This window comes from Xanthomonas sp. NCPPB 1826, assembly GCF_056725285.1.
The window spans coordinates 930,649-949,778 of record NZ_CM161521.1 but is presented as its reverse complement, the minus strand read 5'-3'; the positions used below and the strand labels follow the sequence as shown (position 1 = coordinate 949,778).

Sequence of the window (19,130 nt, the reverse complement as noted above, 5' to 3'; positions counted from 1 at the left end):
ATCGGCTGGCTCTTGAGTTGTCGGTTGGGGGGCGCCGCGCTGGATCAGCGACGCAGTTCGGCGACGAAATCGTAGAAATCGTTGTGGCAATAGGTGTCGGTCAATTCGATCGCGCTGCCGTCGCGCGCATAGCCCACGCGCACCACATGCAGGATCGCCTCGCCGGTCTTCATGCGCAGGTGTTCGGCCAGCCGCGCGGGCAGATTGATCGCGCGGAAGTACTGCAGCGCGCGCACCACCGGGGTGCCCTGCGCGTCCAGGTAGCTGTAGAGCGAATCGCCGATCTGCTGCGGGTCGGCGACGATGCGCTGCGGCAACACCGCATGCTCGTAGGCCATGACCCGGTCGTCGGCGCTGCGCAGGCGGGTCAGCGAGGCCACCGCCGCATCCGGCGACAGGCCCAGCCGCAGGATCTCTTCGCCATGCGCCGGGCGCAGCCGCCGCTCCAGCCAGCGCGTGCCGGGCTCGTAGCCCTTGATGCGCAGCGTCTCGCTGAAACTGGTCAGGCCGCTGAGCTGGTGCTGGATCTGCGTGGTGACGAAGGTGCCGGCGCCCTGCCGGCGCGAGACCAAACCCTGTTCGACCAGCACGTCCACGGCCTGGCGCAGGGTCACCCGCGAGATCTGCAGCCGCTCGCACAGCTGGCGCTCGGCCGGCAGCGCCTCGCCAGCCTTCCACTGCGCGCCGCGGATCTGCTCGTCCAGCTTGCTCGCCAGTTGCAGATACAGCGGCGTCGGCGCGGAGGCGTCCAGCGTCAGCGCGTCCATCCGAGGGTCGCTGTCCGTCCTGGCTTCGGTTTTCGGTTTGGCCATTGCCTGTCCTCCGGACCGACTTGGATTCGTTAGGTCCAATATAGTACCAATTTGCCTGCAGCGCATTAGCGGCTGTGGATCGTCGGGAGCGATGACAAGCTTGGCTGACGCAGGCGTCCACCGCCCTGGTCAAGGGCGGGATGAATGCCGATGACCAGGCCGGTGCGGCACTGTCCGCGCCCCGGGGCTACGTCACCGGTTGCCGGGTCGGGCAATCACAGCCGCAGATACCAGCGCCGCCGATCCATCCACCAGCCCGCGCACCAACACAGCAGCGTGTAGCTCAGCGCGCACAGCAGCGACCCGAGCGGGCCCGGCGCGATGGTCTGGAACACGCGGATGCCGGCCCAGGCGTACAGGTCCAGCCCGGAGCTGCCGGCCGGAATCAGCCGCAGCACCACCACGAACAGTTCGGAGAACAGGTAGATCGCCAGCGGGTTGCGCCCCAGCACGGTGAAGAAGCCGCTGCCGCCGCTCCAGCCGCGCAACTCCAGCAGGTAGACCAGGACGCCCAGCGCCAGCAGATCCAGGCCTACCGTGCAGGCGACGAACGACCCGCTCCAGAGCTTCTTCGACAGCGGCCAGGCCGGGTGCCAGAGCAATGCCAGCAGCACCAGCCCCGCGCCCGCCAGCAACAGGCTACGCGTGGCGGCACCGGTCTTGCCGTGCCGCTGCAGGAAGCGCCCGCCCAGATAGCCGGCCAGCACGTTGACCGTGGCCGATAGCGTGCCAAGCAGGCCCTCGGGGTCGAAGCCGCCATCCTTGCGATACAGATGCGCGCGCCCGTACAGCCATAGGTCGAGCCGGGTGCCGGCGTTGCCGGTCTTGCTCAGCTCCGCACCGGGCTGGCCGAAGACGTACAGCAATGCCCAGTAGCCCAGCAGCAGCGCGACGCAAACCGGCGCGATAGCGCGTGGCGGCAGATAGCGCACCAGCAGCGCTGCGAGCAGATAGCACAGGCCGATCCGCTGCAGCACGCCGGTCAGGCGGAGTTGATCGACTGCAGTGAACGCCCATCCACCATCGGGCTGCGGGTGGAAGAACGGAAACCAGTACATCAGCACGCCGCACATCACGATCAGCGCGGCGCGCTTGCCCACGCGGGCGAGGAACTGCCGGTGCGGCGTGCCGGTGGCCAGCGCAAAACTCATCGCGCTGCCGACGGCGAACAGGAACGAGGGAAACACCAGATCGGCAAGCGTGAAGCCGAACCAGGCCGCGTGGGTCAGCTGCGCATATGGCTGCGCGCCGGGCCCGGCGGTGTTGACCAGGATCATCAGGAAGATGGTCAGGCCGCGGAACACGTCCAGCGACAGGAAGCGTTCGCGCCTGGGTGCTGCGGTTGCAGTGCCAGCTGCAGCAGGGAGTGTTTGTGCGCTCATTGCAGTTCCTTGCCCAGCGACTGCAGGTGGAGGCGGCGCGCAGACCTGCTGCCCGTGACGAGCGTCATTGCATCGGCGCGGAAGCGCTCATGCATGGCCGCGATGTGCGATACACATCTGCTCATTGGGCAGTGCCTTGCGTGGTGCCGCGAATGGCACCGTGCGCGATGCCGTGCACGTCGCCTTGTGCAATGCCTCGCGTTGCAGTGTGCGTACTGCCTTGCACATTGCGTTGCATGGCACTTTGCAAACCCTCTTGCGCGTCCACCTGTGCCAGCAAGCTGCGCAGCAAAGTCAGTGGGTCGCGGGGTGGCTGTCGCTTCGGCAGTGCCTCCTGCGCCGCCCATTGGCGCTCCCACGCGGCAAGCTGCGCGTTGACTGCCGCTGCGTCCAACGGCGTGCCCGCTTTGCGTGCGGCGCGGTATGCGCCGAGAAAGCGCGTCCAGCGCTGCAGATAGAAATCCGCGTACATGCCCTGCCATGCCTTGGATGCGTAATCGGCCAGATTGCCGTCGCCGCCCCAGATGCTGACCTGCGCACGCGCATTGCCGACATAGGCACGCCGCAGTGCGGCATCGTTGCCGGCGGCCGCGGCGGCCTGGCCGGTCCAGTCGGCCAGGGTTTCGTGCTGGCCGCCGACCAGTGCATCCAGCCCCTGCACCAGTTGCGTGGTGCGTGCCAGCAGCGCATCGCCGCGCGCGAACTCGCCGGCGTCGTAGGCCTGCACCACCGCCTGCAATTGACGGTCGGCGTGCAGGCTCAGGTAATGCCGCGCGTCTTCGATCAGGTCGTAGCGGTACAGCGGCGCATCGGCATAGTGGTGGGCCTGCTGCAGCAACGCGTCGATGGCGCGGCGCAGGCGTTGCGGGTCGCCGGGGCGGTCGTCAAAGCCGACGATGTCGGCGGTCGGCCGCTTGAACAGCAGATACGCGCCGGCGCGCTTGTTCCACCAGCGCGGCGACCAGTAGCGGGTCTGGTAGATGCCCGCTTCCAGATCCGACCAGGCCTGCAGCAATGCCGCATCGCTGCGGCCGTAGCGCGCGCGGGTGTATTGGCTGAGCCATTGCGACCAGGATTGTTGCGGGCCCTCCCAGGCCAGCGCGTAGAGATAGTCGTAAACCACCGAGTTGCTGTGCAGCCCTTCCGGAAACACGCCAAAGCCGCGCAGATTGCGTTTGTCCGGATCGGCCAGCAAGGCCTGCAGATCGTGTCGATAAAACGCGAAGTCGCCGTACAACGGGTTGCTGGCGCCGTAGTTGTGCACGTAGCCATAGATCCACTGCTTGTTGTCGAAGGCCTGCGCTGCCCTCCAGGTGCCGGGATAGCGGTCGTTGCCGATGTCCAGCACCATCAAGCGCGCGTCGGGCACCTTGCCGAGAAACGCGGCGATCGCCTGCGGTTGCCAGAACTCGCGGTCGGCACCGAACAGCCAGCCCTGCATCACCCAGGTGGCCTGCGGATTGACCTGCGCGATGGAGCGATACAAGGCCTGCCCGTACTCGGCCAGGCGTGCATCGCGTTGCGCCGCCGGCACCGCCTTGGCACGTGCCGCATCGGAGTTGGCGATGCTGTCGCCGTACTTGGCGGCGGCCACGTCGCTGCCGTCGTCGGCCACCGGCGGCAGCATCTCGTTGAAGGCGTCGGCCAGATAGAACTCGCCTGCACCATAGGCCTGCGTGTACAGCTCCAGGAACCGGCGCGCGACCTGGGCGAACAGCGGATCGCGTGGATCCAGCCAGTAAGTTTCGTGGAAGCCTTCCCAGGCGCGCATGCGATAGATGCGCGCGTTCGGATGCGCCTGCGCGAATGCCTTGGGCACGTAGCCGGCAAACGCCGGCAGCACCGGTTGCATGCCCAGCTCGCGCATGCGGGTGAGGATCTGCGTCTGCAGCACGCGCTTGCTGTCGATCCATTGCTGCGGCAACGGTGCGCGATAACCTTCGATATTGCCCATGCGCTGCCACGGGGTGAAGGCGGGGCCGGAGAAATACTCCGCGAGCGCGTCATCGCCCACGTCGAACTCGCGCCACAGCGCCTGCCAGATCGCCTCCTGCCCTTCCATCGCCAGCGGCATGTCGATGCCGTGCAGCGCCATCCAGTCGATCTCGCGCTGCCAGCGCGGCCAGTCCCAGAACGGCGTGGTGTAGCCGTAGGTGCAGGTGTTGAGATAGGCGCGATGGGCAAACGGCGTGCGCACCTGGCCGCTGCTGTAGGCCGGCCATTGCGCCGGCAGCGCCACGCGGTCGCCTTCCCAGCTCATCGAGGCTGCACCGGCCTGGCCCAGATAGGCGTAGGCGCCACGCGCCAAGGCCACCTGCGAGGAGCCGGCAATGCGCACCGTGTCGCCGCCGGCATCGATGCGATACCAGTCCGCGCCGTCGCCGCGCGGCGCCACGCGCATCTCGAACTGGGCGGCGCGTGCACCGATCAGGCGTTGCAGCACCGCCTGAGCGGGCGGTGCGGCCAGCACGGTGAGGGGAATGGCGAGCAAGGCGCCCAGCACTGTGCCGGCGAACAGCCGCGCGGGCGAGGACGGGAAAAACGATGCGGTAATCATGGCGAGTTCCGATACTGCACGGTGACGACGTCGTGGAATCCAAACGGTTGATCCGCAGCGACCTGCAGGATCACCGCCAGCGTGCGCGCGCCGGTCGCGGGTGCAAGCGCCAACTTGATCGGTGTGCCGGCCGCCGCTTGCGTCACTGCACGGCCATCCAGAAACACCTGCGCCGGCCCGCTGAGGCGGCCCAGGTCGAGCATGCCGCCGTGGGCCTGCACGCCTTGCCACGGCGTGAACCGGGTGCGGTACAACACGTAGCCAGCGCGTTCGGGCGCGGTTTCCAGGGTGCCGGGCAACGTGTTGCTCCAGCTGTTGTTGTCGTTGGGGCGGCGCGAGAGATCCGGTGCCGGCGGCTGCGCGAAGGCGGCGGTATGGCGCCAGCTCTCGACCACCATCACCGGCGCCACGATCGGCACCGTGGCTGGCAGCGGCACCGCCACGCGCGCGATCTCGATCACCGCATCGCGCACGCCTGCGCTGCGCGCCTGCAGCCGTAACGCGCCTGCGCCACGCCCGGCCTGCACGATCGCCTGCGCCAGCCCGTTGAACAGGGCCACCTGCATGCCCTGATCGGCGGCGTGTGCATTCGGGTCGCCATTGCCGACCCCCAGCAAGCGGCCGCCGCTGATCTGCAGCGTCAGCATTGCATTGCAATCGGGCACGTGGCGACCTTGCGCATCCACCGCTTCCAACGTCACCGGCTGCGCATCGCGGCCATCGCCGCGTAGCTGGGAGCGGTCGGGCGTGAGCCGCAGCGCGACAGGCGTGCCGGTGGTTTCCACCCGCGTACGCGCCACCTCGCGGCCGTCGCGCCAGGCCGCTGCTTCGAGCACGCCCGGCGCATAGTCCACCTGCCACTGATTCATCTGCGCGCGATCCACCGCCTGTTTGCCCAGCGAGCGGCCATTGAGCCACAGCTCCACCTGCATGGCATTGCAGAACGCCATCACCTTGATCGGCCGGCCTTCGCGACCGGGCCAGTTCCAGTGCGGCAACAGGTGCAGCACCGGCGCGTCGTCGATCCACAATGCGCGGCGCAACCAATACGCACCCTTGGCAAATCCGCATTGATCCATGATGCCGAAGAACGCGCCCACCGACGGCCATTCGAACGGCGTGGGTTCGCCGCGATAATCGAAGCCGGTCCACACGAAGCTGCCGGCGACGAACGGGCGTTCGGCAATCAGCTGCCAGGCGCGGCGGTGGGTATTGCCCCAGTCCGCGGCCAGGCTGTCGTCTTCGGCCACCATGTGCGCGTCCAGGTCGGTGAACCACGCGCCGCGGGTCTGGAACGCGCTGGTGTCCTCGCTGGACAGCATCGGCGTGCGCGGCCGCGCCGCATGCACGCGGTCGTAGTTGAACTGGCGGTAGTTGAAGCCAAGCACGTCCACCACATCGGCCGCGCCACGGTTGGCGAACATGCCGTCGTTCATGCCGGCGGTGATCGGGCGACTGTCGTCGAGCGCGCGCACGGCGCTGGCGGCGCGCGCCATGATCGCGTAACCGGTGGCGGTGCCCTGCAGCGGCTCCTCGTTGAGCAGCGACCACAGGAACACGCTGGGATGGTTGCGCTGGCGCCGCACCATGTTCTGCAGCAGCGCCACATACTCGGGTGCGGGATTGAACAGCCTGTTCTCGGCCATCACCAGCATGCCGAGCCGGTCGCAGGCCTGCAGCAGTTCCGGCGCCACCGCGTGATGCAGGCGGATGGCGTTGCAGCCCATCGATTTCAGGCGCTGCAGGCGAAACGTGTGCAAGGCATCGGGCAGCGCCACACCGACGCCGGCATGGTCCTGATGCAGGCATACGCCCTTGATCTTGAGCGGGCGGCCATTGAGGAAGAAGCCGTGGTCGGCATCGAAGCGCAGGCTACGAAAGCCGATCTCGCACTCGGCACGGTCGCTGCGGCCGTCTGCGCCACGCACGCTGGCCTGCACGCGATACAGCACTGGCGTGTCCACGCTCCAGCGCTGCGGCTGCGGCACCGACATGCTGATGGCGGCCTGCGCGGTACCGAATGCAGCCACGCGCAGTTGCGTCTCGCCACTCGCCACGACAACACCGTCTGGGTCGCGCAGCGCCACATCCACCCACGCCTCGGCAGGCTGTTCGCCGCTGTTGATCAGGTCCAGTTGCACCGGCAGCTGCCAGAGATCGCCCGGGCCTTCGCGCGGCACCGCCGCCAGGCCATCGCCGGCGATATGCAAGGGCGCACGCAGCGCCAGCCAGGTGTGCCGGTAGATGCCGCCGCCTTCGTACCACCAGCCGTCCATCGCTTCGGCATCGACGCGGATGGCGATGCTGTTCACGGCGTTGCCGTAGCGCGCGACCGGCGTGAGATCGATGACCAGCCCGTTGTAGCCGCTCCAGCTGCGCGCCATCAGCATGCCGTTGACCCACACGGTGGCATGGCTGGCGATGCCGTCCAGACGCAACTCTACCGCCTGGCCGCGCAAGGATTCGTCCAGCCGCAGCGTGCGCCGGTACCAGGCAATCCCGCGCGGGCGATAGCCCTGCGCGATATTGGCGTCGGCGCGCACCGCCTGCTCCACCACGAAGTCGTGCGGCAGTTGCAGCTGTCGCCAGCCGGTGTCGTCGAAGTCCGGTGCCGCCGCACCCCAGGCGCGGCCGGCCTTGGCGTTGTCGTAGGTCTCGTCCTGCGCAAGCAGGCGCGGCGGCGGCAGATCGCCGGCATGGAAGCGCCAGCCCTCGTCCAGATCCAGCCACTGGCCGGCGTCATCGGTGCCCGCTGGCGGTGGCGCGGGAGCCCGCTTGCCGCCATCGCCCGCACGTGTCGCTACAACGCTCGCCGCGCCCGGCAGCAGCGCCGGCACGCCAAGCAGCGACGAGGCGCAGACGCTGCCGGCAAGGAACTCACGCCTGCGCATGATGGCGCCTGCCAGCCTGCACCGCAGGCGTGCTCCGTGACGCACGCGGCGCACCCACGCGCGCGGCCACTGCATGGCGCGCGTCCATCACACCTGCGGCATTGCCGGCGCTGCTGGCTGCCACCCGCAGCGGTGCATGCCGGCGCAGTGCTCGCTGGCCCGGCATCACAGCATGTCCCACTGCATCGACAGGTAGTAGCTGCGGCCGGTGACGCCGGTCATCTGCCAGCGGCTGGCGATGTCCTTGTAGGCCTCCTCGGTGCGGTTGGTGAGATTCAGGCCACCGAGCTGGAAGCTCAGCTTGTCGTTGACCTGGTAGCCGAGCACCGCATCCAGCTGGGTGCGCGCCTTCATGGTGTGGCCTTCGCGCGCGAAGAAGCTGTCGCTGCTGTCCTGTTCGTACTCGCTGCGATGGTTGAGCGAAACGCGCGCCGAATAATGCGCGCTCTCCCAGTACGCGGTGGCGTTCCAGGTCTGCTCGGACAGGTTGCGGATCTGGAAATCGGTATCGCGCTGCGGAATCACCCGAGTGAAGTTGGTGGTCACCCCGAAGCCGTCGATCGGCAGCCAGGCATCCAGCGATTGCGTCCAGCCCAGTTCGTAACCGCGGATCTTGACCTTGCTCGGGTCGTTGGTGGTGGCGGTGATCTCGTAGATATCGCCGCCGCTGTCCACGCAGTCGCCGGCCGCGTTGCTGGACAGCGCGGTGCCGTTGAAGGCGGCCGGGCAGACGATGCTGTTGAAGGTGCCGTTCTTGATGTTTTTCCAAAAGCCGGCCACGGTCAGCGCGCCGCCGTTGCCGTAGTACCACTCCAGGCTCAGGTCGGCCTGGTCGGCGGTCAGTGCCTTCAGATCGGTCTGGCCCTGGGTGACGACATAGGTGGTGGTGCCGCCGGTATTGGTGCCGGTGGAAATGGTCGAGGCGATGGCGGTGTTGCTGTCCAGGATCGGCCGCACCAGCACCTTGGCGGCGGCAAAGCGCAGCAGCAGGTCGTCGCGCATGTCCAGCACCAGATTCAGGCTGGGCAACCAGTTGGAATACTCGTACGGCGCGCGCGCGGTGCCGATCACCACATTGGCATCGTCGCTGGCGGCCTGCGCCTGGGTCAGGTAGGTGTCGGTGGTGCGCTTGGTGTTTTCGTAGCGCAGGCCGAGGTTGCCGCGCAGACGCATGCTGCCGATGTCGGTGTCGATGCGCGCCATCGCATAGGCCGAGGAAATGTCGTTCTCGATGCTGTAGCTGCTCTGCGGTGCGAACAGCACCGGCACGCTGATGCCGGCCGCCGCCAGCGAGCGTGCGTAGGCGGCGATGTCCGGGGTGACCCAGCTGTCCTGCGAGGCCAGCTGCCCGTCGAGGAAGTTGCTGACCGTGCTGTTGGCGGCCGACAGCTCCGGGAACATGTCGAAGCCCGACACCGCACCGGTCCTGAGCAGGTACAGAAAGTCACGCCGGCGCACGTCGCGCTCGAAGGTTTCGCGGCGGTACTTGGCACCAAAGCGCACCGCATTCAACACACCCAGCTCCAGATACCGTTCGGCATCCAGCTGCAGCGACCATTCCTTGTTGCTGAGCGACTGGATGGAACCGTTGGGATATTCGCTACGTACCAGATTGCGCTTGTCCCAGGCGCTGGTATCGTTGGCGTCGGCATCGGTGGTCAGCGAGATCGCGTCGGGATTGGAGGTATCCAGCAGCGTCGCCGAGGGGATCCGGCCCAGGATCGCGGCACGTTCGTTCTCGTCGGTCTTGCCCTGGGTGTAATTGGCCGCGCCGCTGAGCGTCCAGGCATCGCCCTTCCATTTGAAGTCGTAGGTGAGCAACTGCGTGGACAGATCGTGTTGTTCGATCTGGCGGTTGTTCTCCAGCCAGTAGTCCGATGCCGACACCTGCGTGGCGGTCAACCGGTTGGTCTGCAGCACCGTCAGCGGAGTGCGCTCGAACGAGTACACCAACTGGTTCATGTCGTTGGCGGTCTTGTCCTGCGAATACAGCGCAGTGAGGTTCATCTCCAGCTGGTCGTTGGGCTTCCACTGCAGGCCGCCATTGAACATCTTGCGCGTGGTCTCGCGCTCGATCGAGCGATAGCGCGGACGACGCGGGATGTACAAGGTGCCGGCGTCGGTGTCCTGCGTGTACCAGCGGTCGATCCACAGATAATCGGCGCGGTCCTTGAGCTTCTGGTAGCCGGCACTGAGGAATACGCCCAGATCGCCGCCGCCGAACTTGAACTGGTCGATATAAGTCAGCACGCCTTTGGGCGTGGGCGAGCCACCGGCAAATTCCGCATATTGGGTCTTGGCCGAGAACAGCAGCTTGGTCTGCTGGTAGTCCAGCGGTTTGGTGGTGTTGATGTTGACCGTGCCGGACAGGCCACCGGCATCCATGTCCGCCGACGGCGACTTGATCACCTCGATCCCGGCAGCCACTTCCGGCTGGATGATGTCGTAGCGAAACCCGTCGGTGAAGTCGGCGCTCTTGATCACCTGGCCGTTGATGGTGGTGGCCGAATACTGCGGGCCCAGACCACGCACGCTGATGGTGGAGCCGCGCCCGTTGATGGTGGAGATCTGCACGCCGGGGATGCGCTGGATCGCCTCGGCGATGTTCTCGGCAGGAAACTTGCCGATGTCCTGTGCAGAGATGCCATCGGTCATGCGCACATCGTCGCGCTTGTTGTCCATCGCGGTGATCAGGCTCTTCTGGTACGAGCTGGTGACCTTGACGGTGTCGAGCTGGGAGATCTGCGCCGATGCCGGCGGCGGCGATTGCTGCGCCTGCGCATTGGCACCGCAGGCAAGCAGCGACAGCGCGATGGCGACGGACAGCGAGGAGGGCGAACAACAACGCAACGAGGCACGCGGGACAGGTGACATGGGAGATCCTGAGGTGGAATGGCTGGACGACGACGCGGCTGGCATTCCGATCGATCAGCAAAGACAGATCACGACGCTGGGCAACCCACCCACACGCGCACAGGCCACCAGTTCCGGACGTGCGGAACCGCCTGCGATCTGTTGTCTGCGAGCACCCCGTACGGCCCCCCGTGGGTGCCGATGCCGCCTCCCTCCCAGGACGGACATCGCATGCCATTGCTGATCAACGGCCCTGACTGGCAAATACCAATTCAGTGGATTTGATTCTTATGGTCTTTAAAAGATCCTGTCAACAGTCACTGTCGAAAGTGTTTGACTGGCGACTGCGAACGCGTCTGAGCCCTGCTTTTAAAGACCTTCGACGGTGCACAAAGGATCATTCGGGTGCGTAGCGGGCATCGTTGTCACAGGACCAGTCACTGACCAATCCCTTGCAACCAGACCAATTCCGGCGGATCCGGAATGTGCATACCGCAGCGCACGCATTGCGGGCTGCATCACAGTCGATCACCGCACGCTCCCGCGTGCTCGGGGCAGCATCTCTGCCCTATCAACGCGGCCCGTCGACTGCTGCAATGACTGCTAGCGGCGCAACGCCGACAACGTTGTCAACAGATCAATGAAGTGTGCCACCGCAGCGGCCGCGATGAAGACGCCAGCCACCAGGCATGCACGCTAATGGTGCAGACGACAGAGTTCTTGCCGCGCCGCGCGTAACAGCAGTCCTAGCGCAATTGCCCCTGATCGATGCGCAACAAGCTGCGCTCCGGGGTGGCGGCAAAGCCCAGCAATTGCAGGCCCACGCCCAACACTGCGTCCTGCCCCGGGTCGATGCGCGACTGCAATTGCCAACGCCCATCGCGCCACACTTGCAGCTGTGCATCGGCCTGCACGCCGGCAGGCAACGGTGCATCGGGTAGCAGACTCAGCACGGCGCTGTCATCCACGCACCGCGGCTGCCCGGACAAACGCAACGGCGGCAGACCGGGCAGCTCGCCCGCCCCGCTCGCCAGCAGTTGCAGGCCGACCCGCCCACCTGCGTGCACGCAGCCGGTGGCATCGAACAGCAGATCCACCTGCTGCAGCTCCACCGCCAGATCGATCAAGGCCATGCCCGCCGGCTGGCGCAACAGCAGCTGGCCCTGCGCATCACCGATACCGTGTTGCGCGCCATCCACCAGCAGCAGTTGCAGCTGCGGGGCCTGCAGGTGCACCTGCCGCTGTCCACGCAACAGCGGCCAGATGCGCGGCCGCACCATGACATCGCCGAAGGCGATGCCTTGCCATTGCACCTGCCGCAAGGTGCCGGCCCATACCGGCCCCTCCACATCCAGCGCCGAGAACGGCAGCCCCTCGCGTGGCAACACCAGGCGCAGAGGCAGCCATGCCAGCAGCGCAACGCCCACCATCAACAGGAAGACCAGGATCCAACGCAGGCGCGTCACGGTGCAGGCTCCGCAAACCCGCAGCGTACCCGCAGTTGGCCCTGGTCGCGCACGATGCTCAGCTGCGTCGGCGCCAGGCCATGCGCCTGGCGCAGCCGCTCTAGCCAACCGAACAAGCTGACGGCGCTGACCGCATCGATCTGCACGTCCACCCCGCCCGCTGCGTTGCGCTGCTGGGCGGTGATGCCGATACCGGCATCGCGTGCGCTGCTTGCGATGAGCTCGGCCAGTGCCGCCGTACCAGGTGCAGCCGTACGCCTGCTCGCCGATGCCTGCGCAGATGCATCGAGCATCAGCTGGGCCGCAGCGGCATAGCGCGCCTGCGCCTGGGCACGCCAGTGCCGCAACGGGGTGTAGAGCGCGTACCAGGCGACGAACGCGGCCACGGCAGCGCACATCACGCCCAGCATCAGCCGCTCGCGCGGCGCACGTGCCTGCCACCACTGCATGCCGCGTTGCACAGGTGCAGTCATCGCAATGGCCCCAGCACGAACGGCGTTCGCAGGCGATCGTCCTCGCCCTGGCTGCTGCCGGGCTGCAGTTGCCACCCCTCCCCGGCCAGCCGCGTGGACAACTGTTGCAGGCTGGCGCCATCGGCGTGCAGCAGGGTGCCGCGCAGCGGCTGTGTGGTGTGATAGTCGATCTGATCCAGTTCCGCCGCCGGCATGGCATCGACCGCTGCGAACAAGTCGCCGAGCTGCATGGCCAGGCGATCGGCGGCCGGCACCGCCGCTGCATCGCGCACGCCCAACTGCGCGGCGGCGCGCGATTGCAGCAGGCGCGCGCCGATTTCGTAGCGCAGTGTCTGCGCCAGCAGCAGCACCAGCGGCGACAGCAGTACCAACGCGGCCAGCGCCCCAAGACGGCGCGTAGTGACCGTGCGCGCAGCGGCAGGCCGCGCAGCGAATGCGTGCTGCAGCAGGTTGATCGGCGCGCGCGCGGCGCCTTGCGCAAGGCAGGCAATGGCGTGCGCGGTGTCCTGCGCTGGCGGCTGTGCTGGCGCGCGCTCGCCCAGCAGCATGCGCGCAGCCTCCGGCTCCACGCTGCAGGCCAGACCTGCGCCACGGATCAGCCAGCGACCGTCCCAGTCCACCACTGCCGCCGCAGCATCCGCGCCAGGCTCCAGCAACAGGCAATCGGGCACCACCGCATCGGGGACGACGCCCAGCTGCGCTGCGCGCGCCAACCACTGCTGCATCGTTGCGCCATCCATCGCAGCGACCAGGCGCGTGCCATCGGCCTCGTTGCGATCGGCGATCACCACATGCAGCGCCGGCGTCTCCACAGCCAGATGTTCGGCCAGTTGCAGGCGCGCAGCCGCGACCGACTGCGCGATGCTGCGGCCGGGTAGGCTCAGCCAGCGCAGATGCACATCCACGCCCGGCACCACCAGCACGGTGCGCGCGGACGGTTCGTACGGCGCGCTGGCCACACGCTGCGACAGCACCTGGCCATGCGCGTCCACACGCACGGCGATCGCGTGCGCGGTGGCATCGGCGGGCAGCAACAGCAAGGTGGTACTCATTCGTCAGAACTCCATTGGCGCGCCACCAGCCGCACGCGCCCGGCAGGATCCTGCTGCAGCAAGGCGTCCAGCACGACCTGCGCGCCGGCATGGTCGACCTGGCTGTAGAGGGAAAAATAACGGGTGCGTAATTCGATCTGTTCCAGCGCTGCATTGGAAAGCTCGGCCTGGATCAGCGCAGGCTGGCTCAGGAAGGTCTTGGCGTCGCGCCATCCTCCGGCCGGCCGCGCGGCGATGACGCGGCGCGCGGCCGGCAATTCCAGGGCGCCTTCGGTCAGCGCCACCAGCACCGGCGCATCCTGCAGACGCAACGTATTGATGTTGACCGGCGACAGCCGCGCCTCCGGCAGTGCGCACACATGCGGCCGCAACTGCGCGATCACCTGCGGCGTGTAGCCGGCGATGGCGCGCAGCTCGCTGACGCCCGCCAGCAGGGTCGCCCCGCTGCGCAACGGCACTGCCGATTGCAGGTAGCGATCGTCTTCGGCGCCCTGCGCACCGGGCTGGCTGTCGCTGTCGATCCAGTCCACCAGCGCATCGGTCAGCGCCTGCGCCTGTTGCGGTGCGATGCCCAGCACCTCCAGCAAGGCGCGGTACTGCGCTGCGCCGTCGTCGCTGCGCTGCCATTGCTCGGGCGCACCGGCGACCACGCTGTTTAGATTGAAGCAGCCGCCGCGGTCGCGCAGCCGCACGCTCACTGCGCCGTCGTCCAGCGGGAAGGTCACCGGTTGATCGTTCCAGCCACCCTCCAGCGTGGTACGCATCGGGTCGCGCCTGGCCAGTGCCTGCAGGCGTTGCCGGGCGATGGTTTCGGTGCCCAGCGCATACCACTGCGCCTGCGTCATCGCTTCGCCGTTGCCGCTGCGGCGCAGGCCAAAGCGCAGATCGTCCAGCACTGCGACCATCAGCAATGTCATCACCGCCACCAGCAGCAGCACCGTCAGCAGTGCGACGCCGCGTTGCCCGGCCTGTGCGTTCAAGGCCTTCATCCGCGCCCCTCCGGCAGCAGGAACAACTGGCGCACGCGGCCCCATTGCTCCAGGTCCAGCTCCAGCGAGATCGCATCCGGCAACGCGTCGAGCCCGCCGCTCCAACCATCGCTCCACTGGGCGCGATAATGGAACCCGACCACCGCCGAGCGCACGCCACGCAACACCACCTGCGGCGGACCGGCGACTGCACCGTCGAGTGCGGGGCGTGCACTGCGCTCCAGGCGTCCATCGATCACGCGGTATTCCACGTATTGCAGCGACGCGCGCGGCGCGTGATCCGGATTGCTCCAGCCGTGTCGTACAAAACCGAACAGCGGCCCCGGCACACCGGGCGGGCTTGCGACGAACGCGGTGCGTGCAGCGCCGCCCTCGCTGTTGCGCGTGCGCCGCACTGCGGCCTGCTGCAGGTCGCTGCGCAGCAGGCCATGTGCAAGCTGGAACTCGCGAACCTGCTGCAAACGTGCACGCACCGCATCGCGCTGGTCGATGCTCTGGCGCATCACCACCACCGCCGCGACCGCCACCAGCGCGAACACCGCCAGGGCGACCAGCAGTTCGATCAAGGTAAAGCCCGCGCTGCCACGACTGCCCGCTGCGCTGCGAGGTGCACGCATCATTCGGCGCTCCGCAAGACGCTGAGGCTGGCGATTTCCTGCGCCTGCGCTGCAGCGCGCACCTGCACCTGGATGCGCACGATGCCGGTACTGCCGGCCGGCATCGACGTACGCCGCCAGTCCCAGCTGCGTCCGCCCAGCATTTCCTGCCCGTTCGCCGGCGCCAATGCTGCGGCGGTGGGCGCCAGCATCGCGTCGATCGCCTGATTCTCCGCAACCACCGCAGCCAGTGCGCGCTCTTCCAGCACCACCGCGGTGCGCGTGCTTTCGCCGGACAGGTTCAGCAGGCCAACCACGGCCATGCCGAAGATCGCCAGCGCGACCATCAGTTCGAGCAGCGAAAATCCGGCGCAGGCATCGGGATTACTGCAGGGGCGCATCGACCCGTACCACGCCGGCGGCGTCCACCACCACCTGCAGCTGTTGCTGGCCGTCGCCCAGCGCGATGCGTTGCGGCGTGGCCGCACCGGTGGGATCGAAGCGCACGCTCAACTGCGTCCCGCCCACCGGCAACTGCGTCTGCACGCCGGCAGGCCAGCGCATCGCGGCGAACGGTTTTTCATCCAGCGGCACCCAGCGTTGCTGCGCCTGGCGGCGGAACCTGCAGCCACCTGCATCCACGGTCACCTCGACCATGCGCAGGCTCAGGATGGCTTCGTCGCGTGCATGCAGCAAGGCACTGGCCAATGCATCGGCCTGGTCGTGCAGGTCGCGCCGCGTGTCCGGCAAGGTCAGCACCACCAGCGTACTGGCCAGTGCGGTGATCACCAGGACGGCGAGCAGTTCGAGCAGGGTGAAGCCGCGCGCCTGCGCCCGCGACGCACATGCCCGTGCTTGCCTTACCATGGCGGTTTGCGCAAACACTGCTGCGACTCAGCGCCAGTTGCCGACATCGGCATTGTCGGCGTCGCCGCCTTTGGCACCATCGGCACCGAACGAATAGACGTCGAAGCCACCACTGCGACCCGGGCGGCGGTATTGATACGCATGGCCCCACGGATCTTCCGGCAGGCGGCGGATATAGCCGCCCTGGCGATAGCGCTCGGGCCGGGTCAATCCGCTCGGCGCATTGAGCAAGGCCTGCAGGCCCTGTTCGGTGCTCGGGTAGCTGAGGTTGTCCAGGCGATAGGTCTCCAGCGCCTGCTCCAGCACCGCCACGTCGGCACGCGCCTTCTCGACCATGGCGCGGTCCTGGCTGGGCATCACGTTGATCATCACCACCGTGGCCAGCAGGCCGATGATGACGATGACAACCATCAACTCGACCAGGGTGAAGCCGCGCAGGCGCGCGCGCGCAGTGAGCGAGCCAGGACGTGCGCGAGAATGGATGGACTGCATGAGGATCTCCAGGGATAAGCGTCCGCGCTCAACCAAGCGCGAGGGTGTTGAATTGCAGGATGGGCAGCAGGATCGACAGCACGATCACCGCCACCACGCCGCCGAGCAGCACGATGATGGCCGGCTCCAGCAGGCTCATCGCCGCGGTGGTGAAGGACGCGAACTCGCGCTCCAGATAATCGGCGGCGCGCTCCAGCATCGGCGCCAGGCGCCCGCTGTTTTCGCCGCTGGAGGCCATGTACAGCAACGTCGGTGGAAACACGCCGGCGCGCTTCATCGCCGCGGCCAGGCTGCCGCCTTCGCGGATTGCCGTGACCATGTTGTCGGTGGCCAGCCGCAAGGCGCGGTTGTCGACAGTGCGCGCGGCGATCATCAGGCCTTCCATCAACGGCAGCCCGCTGTTGACCATGATCGCCAGGGTGCGCGCCATGCGTGCGGCGTGCAGGTCGCGGATCAACCGGCCGAGCAAGGGCGCGCGCAGCACCGCACGGTCGGCCGCCAGGCGTAACTCCGGGCGCTTGAGCAGGCGCAGCGCTGCGATCACCGCAATGACCAGTGCCACCAGCAACGGAATGCCTGCATGCAACAGGAAATTCGACACGCCGATCACTGCGCGGGTCAGCCATGGCAATGCGCGGCCCATCGAATCGAACTGGTCCACCACCTTGGGCACCACGAAGGTCATCAGCACGATGACCACCGCACCGGCAGTCAGGGCCAACGCCGCCGGATACACCAACGCAGACTGCAGCTTGCTGCGCACCTGCGCCTGCCGCTCCAGCAGGTCGGCCAGGCGCTCCAGCACCTGCGGCAGCGCCCCGGCACTTTCGCCCGCGGCCACCATCGCGCGGTACAGCGGCGGAAACGCAGTGCCCTGGCGCGCCATCGCATCGGACAGGCGGAAGCCCTCGACCACCAACCCGTGCGTCTGGCCGGTGACCCGGCGCACGCCGCGCCGCTCGGACTGCGTGCCGATGGTGCGCAGCGCTTCTTCCAGCGGCGCGGTTTCCACCAGCGTGGCGAGTTGCCGGGTGAACAGCACCAGATCCTTGCCGCTGAAACGCGCCGGACGCACGCTGCTGGCCGCCACCGCCGCCTCCACGCGTACCGGCACCCACTGCCGCTGCTCCAGTTGCGCACGCGCATTCTGTGCGTTGTCTGCAGTGATCACGCCCTGGCGGCTGTGTCCGTGCAGATCGAGCACGGTGTAGTCAAACCGTGGCATGTGCCTCGTCCTGCTGGCGGGTCACCCGCAGCGCTTCTTCCAGCGTGGTGAGGCCTTGCAGCACCGCGGCGCGCGCAGCATCGCCCAGGCGCGCTGAACGTGCGAAGGCCGCTGCAGCCAGGGCATCCTCGTCGGCGTTGTCGCCGATCAGGCGGCGCATCGCATCGTCCACCGCGATGGCTTCGTAGATGCCCACGCGCCCGGCATAACCGCTGTGGTGGCAGGCCGCGCAGCCCACGGCGGTGTAGATGGTTGCATCGTCGGGCGCCTGCAACATCTGCCGCGTGTTGGCATCCAGCGGGCGCGGTGCGCGGCACTGCCTGCACAGGCGACGGACCAGGCGCTGCGCCAGAATCAGCCGCAGGCTCGACGCGAGCAGGAACGGTTCGATGCCCATGTCGCGCAGCCGCGTGACTGCGCCCACCGCATCGTTGGTGTGCACGGTGGACAGCACCAGGTGGCCGGTGAGGCTGGCCTGCACGGCGATCTGCGCGGTCTCGGCGTCGCGGATTTCGCCGATCATCACCACGTCCGGATCCTGGCGCAGGATGGCGCGCAAGCCGGCCGCGAAGGTCATGCCGACACGTGCATTGACCTGGGTCTGGCCGACGCCATCGATGGCGTATTCCACCGGGTCCTCCACCGTGAGGATGTTGCGCGAGCCATCGTTGAGCAGGCTCAGCGCCGCATACAGCGTGGTGGTCTTGCCCGAGCCGGTCGGCCCGGTCACCAGCACGATGCCGTTGGGCACCTGCAGGGCGCGCTGCACGGTGTGCATCACCGCCGGTGGCATGCCCAACTGGGCCAGCGACAAGGTGCCCTGCTCCTTGTCCAGGATGCGCAGCACCACCCGCTCGCTGCTGCGCGTCGGCAGCGTGGACACGCGCACGTCCAGCGCCTTGGCGCCCATCACCAGCGACACGCGGCCATCCTGCGGGATGCGTTTTTCGGCGATATCCAACCGCGCCATCACCTTGACCCGCGACACCAGCAATGGCGCGATGCGTCCGGGCAAGGTGGCCGCCTCGCGCATCACCCCATCCACGCGCAGACGCACGCGCAGCCGCGATTCGTAGGATTCCAGATGTACGTCCGAGGCGCCCAGGCGCGCGGCCTCGGCGATGATGCCGTTGATCAGGCGGATGATCGGCGCATCGTCCTGGCTGTCGAGCAGATCGGCGGTGGGGATGTCGTCGATCAACGAATCCAGGCTGCCGTGCAGGTCCAGCGCCTCGACCTGCACGCCCTGCTCCATGCCGGCATCGGCGTAGATCTCCGACACATGCCGGTCGAACACCGACGGCGCCAGCGTGTGCACCTGCAACGGCATGTCCAGCGCACGCCGCAGCTCGATCAGCGCCTGCACGTCGCCACCTTCGCGCAGGCCGATCTGTGCGGCGCTGTCGCTGCCGAGCAGCACCACGCCGTGGCGCTTGGCAAACGCGTAGGAAATGCTGGCGCGCGCGGTGGTCATG

At 67.6% G+C, this 19,130-nt stretch carries 15 protein-coding genes; all 15 read right to left on the bottom strand.

All coding sequences use genetic code 11. The features are described 5' to 3' along the window. Positions 1 to 44: 44 nt before the first annotated feature. The 15 genes from AC1PLA_RS04050 to gspE all read right to left on the bottom strand — a co-directional run bounded on the left by AC1PLA_RS04050 (position 45) and on the right by gspE (position 19,129). Positions 45 to 767, bottom strand: coding sequence for a GntR family transcriptional regulator (locus AC1PLA_RS04050; RefSeq protein WP_016900882.1), 723 nt, complete (start codon positions 765 to 767; stop codon positions 45 to 47). Positions 768 to 1,027: 260 nt separating this feature from the next. Continuing rightward, positions 1,028 to 2,194, bottom strand: a complete 1,167-nt coding sequence (locus tag AC1PLA_RS04045) for an acyltransferase family protein (protein WP_481105644.1) — start codon at positions 2,192 to 2,194, stop codon at positions 1,028 to 1,030. 121 nt (positions 2,195 to 2,315) lie between these two features. Further along, positions 2,316 to 4,748 carry an alpha-N-acetylglucosaminidase gene (locus tag AC1PLA_RS04040; protein ID WP_481106157.1) on the bottom strand — a complete coding sequence of 811 codons (2,433 nt, stop codon included), beginning with the start codon at positions 4,746 to 4,748 and terminating at the stop codon, positions 2,316 to 2,318. Continuing rightward, entirely contained in the window at positions 4,748 to 7,642 is a 2,895-nt protein-coding gene (galA, locus tag AC1PLA_RS04035) for a beta-galactosidase GalA (protein WP_481105643.1), read from the bottom strand. Before galA ends, AC1PLA_RS04040 begins: the two co-directional genes overlap by 1 nt. Before the next feature lie 165 nt (positions 7,643 to 7,807). Beyond that, positions 7,808 to 10,516: a TonB-dependent receptor gene (locus tag AC1PLA_RS04030; protein WP_481105642.1), complete on the bottom strand. Its 2,709-nt coding sequence runs from the start codon at positions 10,514 to 10,516 to the stop codon at positions 7,808 to 7,810. Positions 10,517 to 11,241: 725 nt separating this feature from the next. Continuing rightward, on the bottom strand, positions 11,242 to 11,925 hold the full coding sequence (gene gspN, locus AC1PLA_RS04025; RefSeq protein ID WP_374151357.1) for a type II secretion system protein N: 684 nt from the start codon (positions 11,923 to 11,925) through the stop codon (positions 11,242 to 11,244). A gap of 32 nt (positions 11,926 to 11,957) precedes the next feature. Next, positions 11,958 to 12,434 (bottom strand): type II secretion system protein GspM, encoded by a 477-nt coding sequence (gspM, locus tag AC1PLA_RS04020; protein ID WP_349780744.1) that lies wholly within the window; start codon positions 12,432 to 12,434, stop codon positions 11,958 to 11,960. Then, positions 12,431 to 13,486, bottom strand: coding sequence for a type II secretion system protein GspL (gspL, locus tag AC1PLA_RS04015; RefSeq protein WP_481105641.1), 1,056 nt, complete (start codon positions 13,484 to 13,486; stop codon positions 12,431 to 12,433). Before gspL ends, gspM begins: the two co-directional genes overlap by 4 nt. Then, positions 13,483 to 14,475: a type II secretion system minor pseudopilin GspK gene (gspK, locus tag AC1PLA_RS04010; RefSeq protein ID WP_481105640.1), complete on the bottom strand. Its 993-nt coding sequence runs from the start codon at positions 14,473 to 14,475 to the stop codon at positions 13,483 to 13,485. The genes gspL and gspK overlap by 4 nt, the downstream gene beginning before the upstream one ends. Next, on the bottom strand, positions 14,472 to 15,095 hold the full coding sequence (gspJ, locus tag AC1PLA_RS04005) for a type II secretion system minor pseudopilin GspJ (RefSeq protein ID WP_349780741.1): 624 nt from the start codon (positions 15,093 to 15,095) through the stop codon (positions 14,472 to 14,474). Before gspJ ends, gspK begins: the two co-directional genes overlap by 4 nt. Further along, positions 15,092 to 15,472 carry a type II secretion system minor pseudopilin GspI gene (gspI, locus tag AC1PLA_RS04000; protein ID WP_481105639.1) on the bottom strand — a complete coding sequence of 127 codons (381 nt, stop codon included), beginning with the start codon at positions 15,470 to 15,472 and terminating at the stop codon, positions 15,092 to 15,094. The genes gspJ and gspI overlap by 4 nt, the downstream gene beginning before the upstream one ends. Beyond that, complete coding sequence (locus AC1PLA_RS03995; RefSeq protein ID WP_481105638.1) at positions 15,456 to 15,938, bottom strand: GspH/FimT family pseudopilin; 483 nt, start codon at positions 15,936 to 15,938, stop codon at positions 15,456 to 15,458. Before AC1PLA_RS03995 ends, gspI begins: the two co-directional genes overlap by 17 nt. 27 nt (positions 15,939 to 15,965) lie before the next feature. Further along, complete coding sequence (gene gspG / locus AC1PLA_RS03990) at positions 15,966 to 16,430, bottom strand: type II secretion system major pseudopilin GspG (RefSeq protein ID WP_481105637.1); 465 nt, start codon at positions 16,428 to 16,430, stop codon at positions 15,966 to 15,968. Between the two features lie 28 nt (positions 16,431 to 16,458). Continuing rightward, positions 16,459 to 17,655: a type II secretion system inner membrane protein GspF gene (gene gspF, locus AC1PLA_RS03985; protein ID WP_481105636.1), complete on the bottom strand. Its 1,197-nt coding sequence runs from the start codon at positions 17,653 to 17,655 to the stop codon at positions 16,459 to 16,461. After that, positions 17,642 to 19,129, bottom strand: a complete 1,488-nt coding sequence (gene gspE / locus AC1PLA_RS03980) for a type II secretion system ATPase GspE (protein WP_481105635.1) — start codon at positions 19,127 to 19,129, stop codon at positions 17,642 to 17,644. The genes gspF and gspE overlap by 14 nt, the downstream gene beginning before the upstream one ends. Position 19,130 lies beyond the last annotated feature (1 nt).

Bases quoted from the DNA above. Each gene is read 5' to 3' on its own strand.
- gspM (WP_349780744.1), bottom strand. From the start codon at position 12,434: ATGACTGCACCTGTGCAACGCGGCATGCAGTGGTGGCAGGCACGTGCG.
- AC1PLA_RS04045 (WP_481105644.1), bottom strand. From the start codon at position 2,194: ATGAGCGCACAAACACTCCCTGCTGCAGCTGGCACTGCAACCGCAGCA.
- gspN (WP_374151357.1), bottom strand. From the start codon at position 11,925: ATGGTGGGCGTTGCGCTGCTGGCATGGCTGCCTCTGCGCCTGGTGTTG.
- AC1PLA_RS03995 (WP_481105638.1), bottom strand. From the start codon at position 15,938: ATGGTAAGGCAAGCACGGGCATGTGCGTCGCGGGCGCAGGCGCGCGGC.
- gspE (WP_481105635.1), bottom strand. From the start codon at position 19,129: ATGACCACCGCGCGCGCCAGCATTTCCTACGCGTTTGCCAAGCGCCAC.
- gspI (WP_481105639.1), bottom strand. From the start codon at position 15,472: ATGCGCCCCTGCAGTAATCCCGATGCCTGCGCCGGATTTTCGCTGCTC.
- gspF (WP_481105636.1), bottom strand. From the start codon at position 17,655: ATGCCACGGTTTGACTACACCGTGCTCGATCTGCACGGACACAGCCGC.
- AC1PLA_RS04050 (WP_016900882.1), bottom strand. From the start codon at position 767: ATGGACGCGCTGACGCTGGACGCCTCCGCGCCGACGCCGCTGTATCTG.
- gspL (WP_481105641.1), bottom strand. From the start codon at position 13,486: ATGAGTACCACCTTGCTGTTGCTGCCCGCCGATGCCACCGCGCACGCG.
- galA (WP_481105643.1), bottom strand. From the start codon at position 7,642: ATGCGCAGGCGTGAGTTCCTTGCCGGCAGCGTCTGCGCCTCGTCGCTG.
- gspJ (WP_349780741.1), bottom strand. From the start codon at position 15,095: ATGATGCGTGCACCTCGCAGCGCAGCGGGCAGTCGTGGCAGCGCGGGC.
- AC1PLA_RS04030 (WP_481105642.1), bottom strand. From the start codon at position 10,516: ATGTCACCTGTCCCGCGTGCCTCGTTGCGTTGTTGTTCGCCCTCCTCG.
- gspG (WP_481105637.1), bottom strand. From the start codon at position 16,430: ATGCAGTCCATCCATTCTCGCGCACGTCCTGGCTCGCTCACTGCGCGC.
- gspK (WP_481105640.1), bottom strand. From the start codon at position 14,475: ATGAAGGCCTTGAACGCACAGGCCGGGCAACGCGGCGTCGCACTGCTG.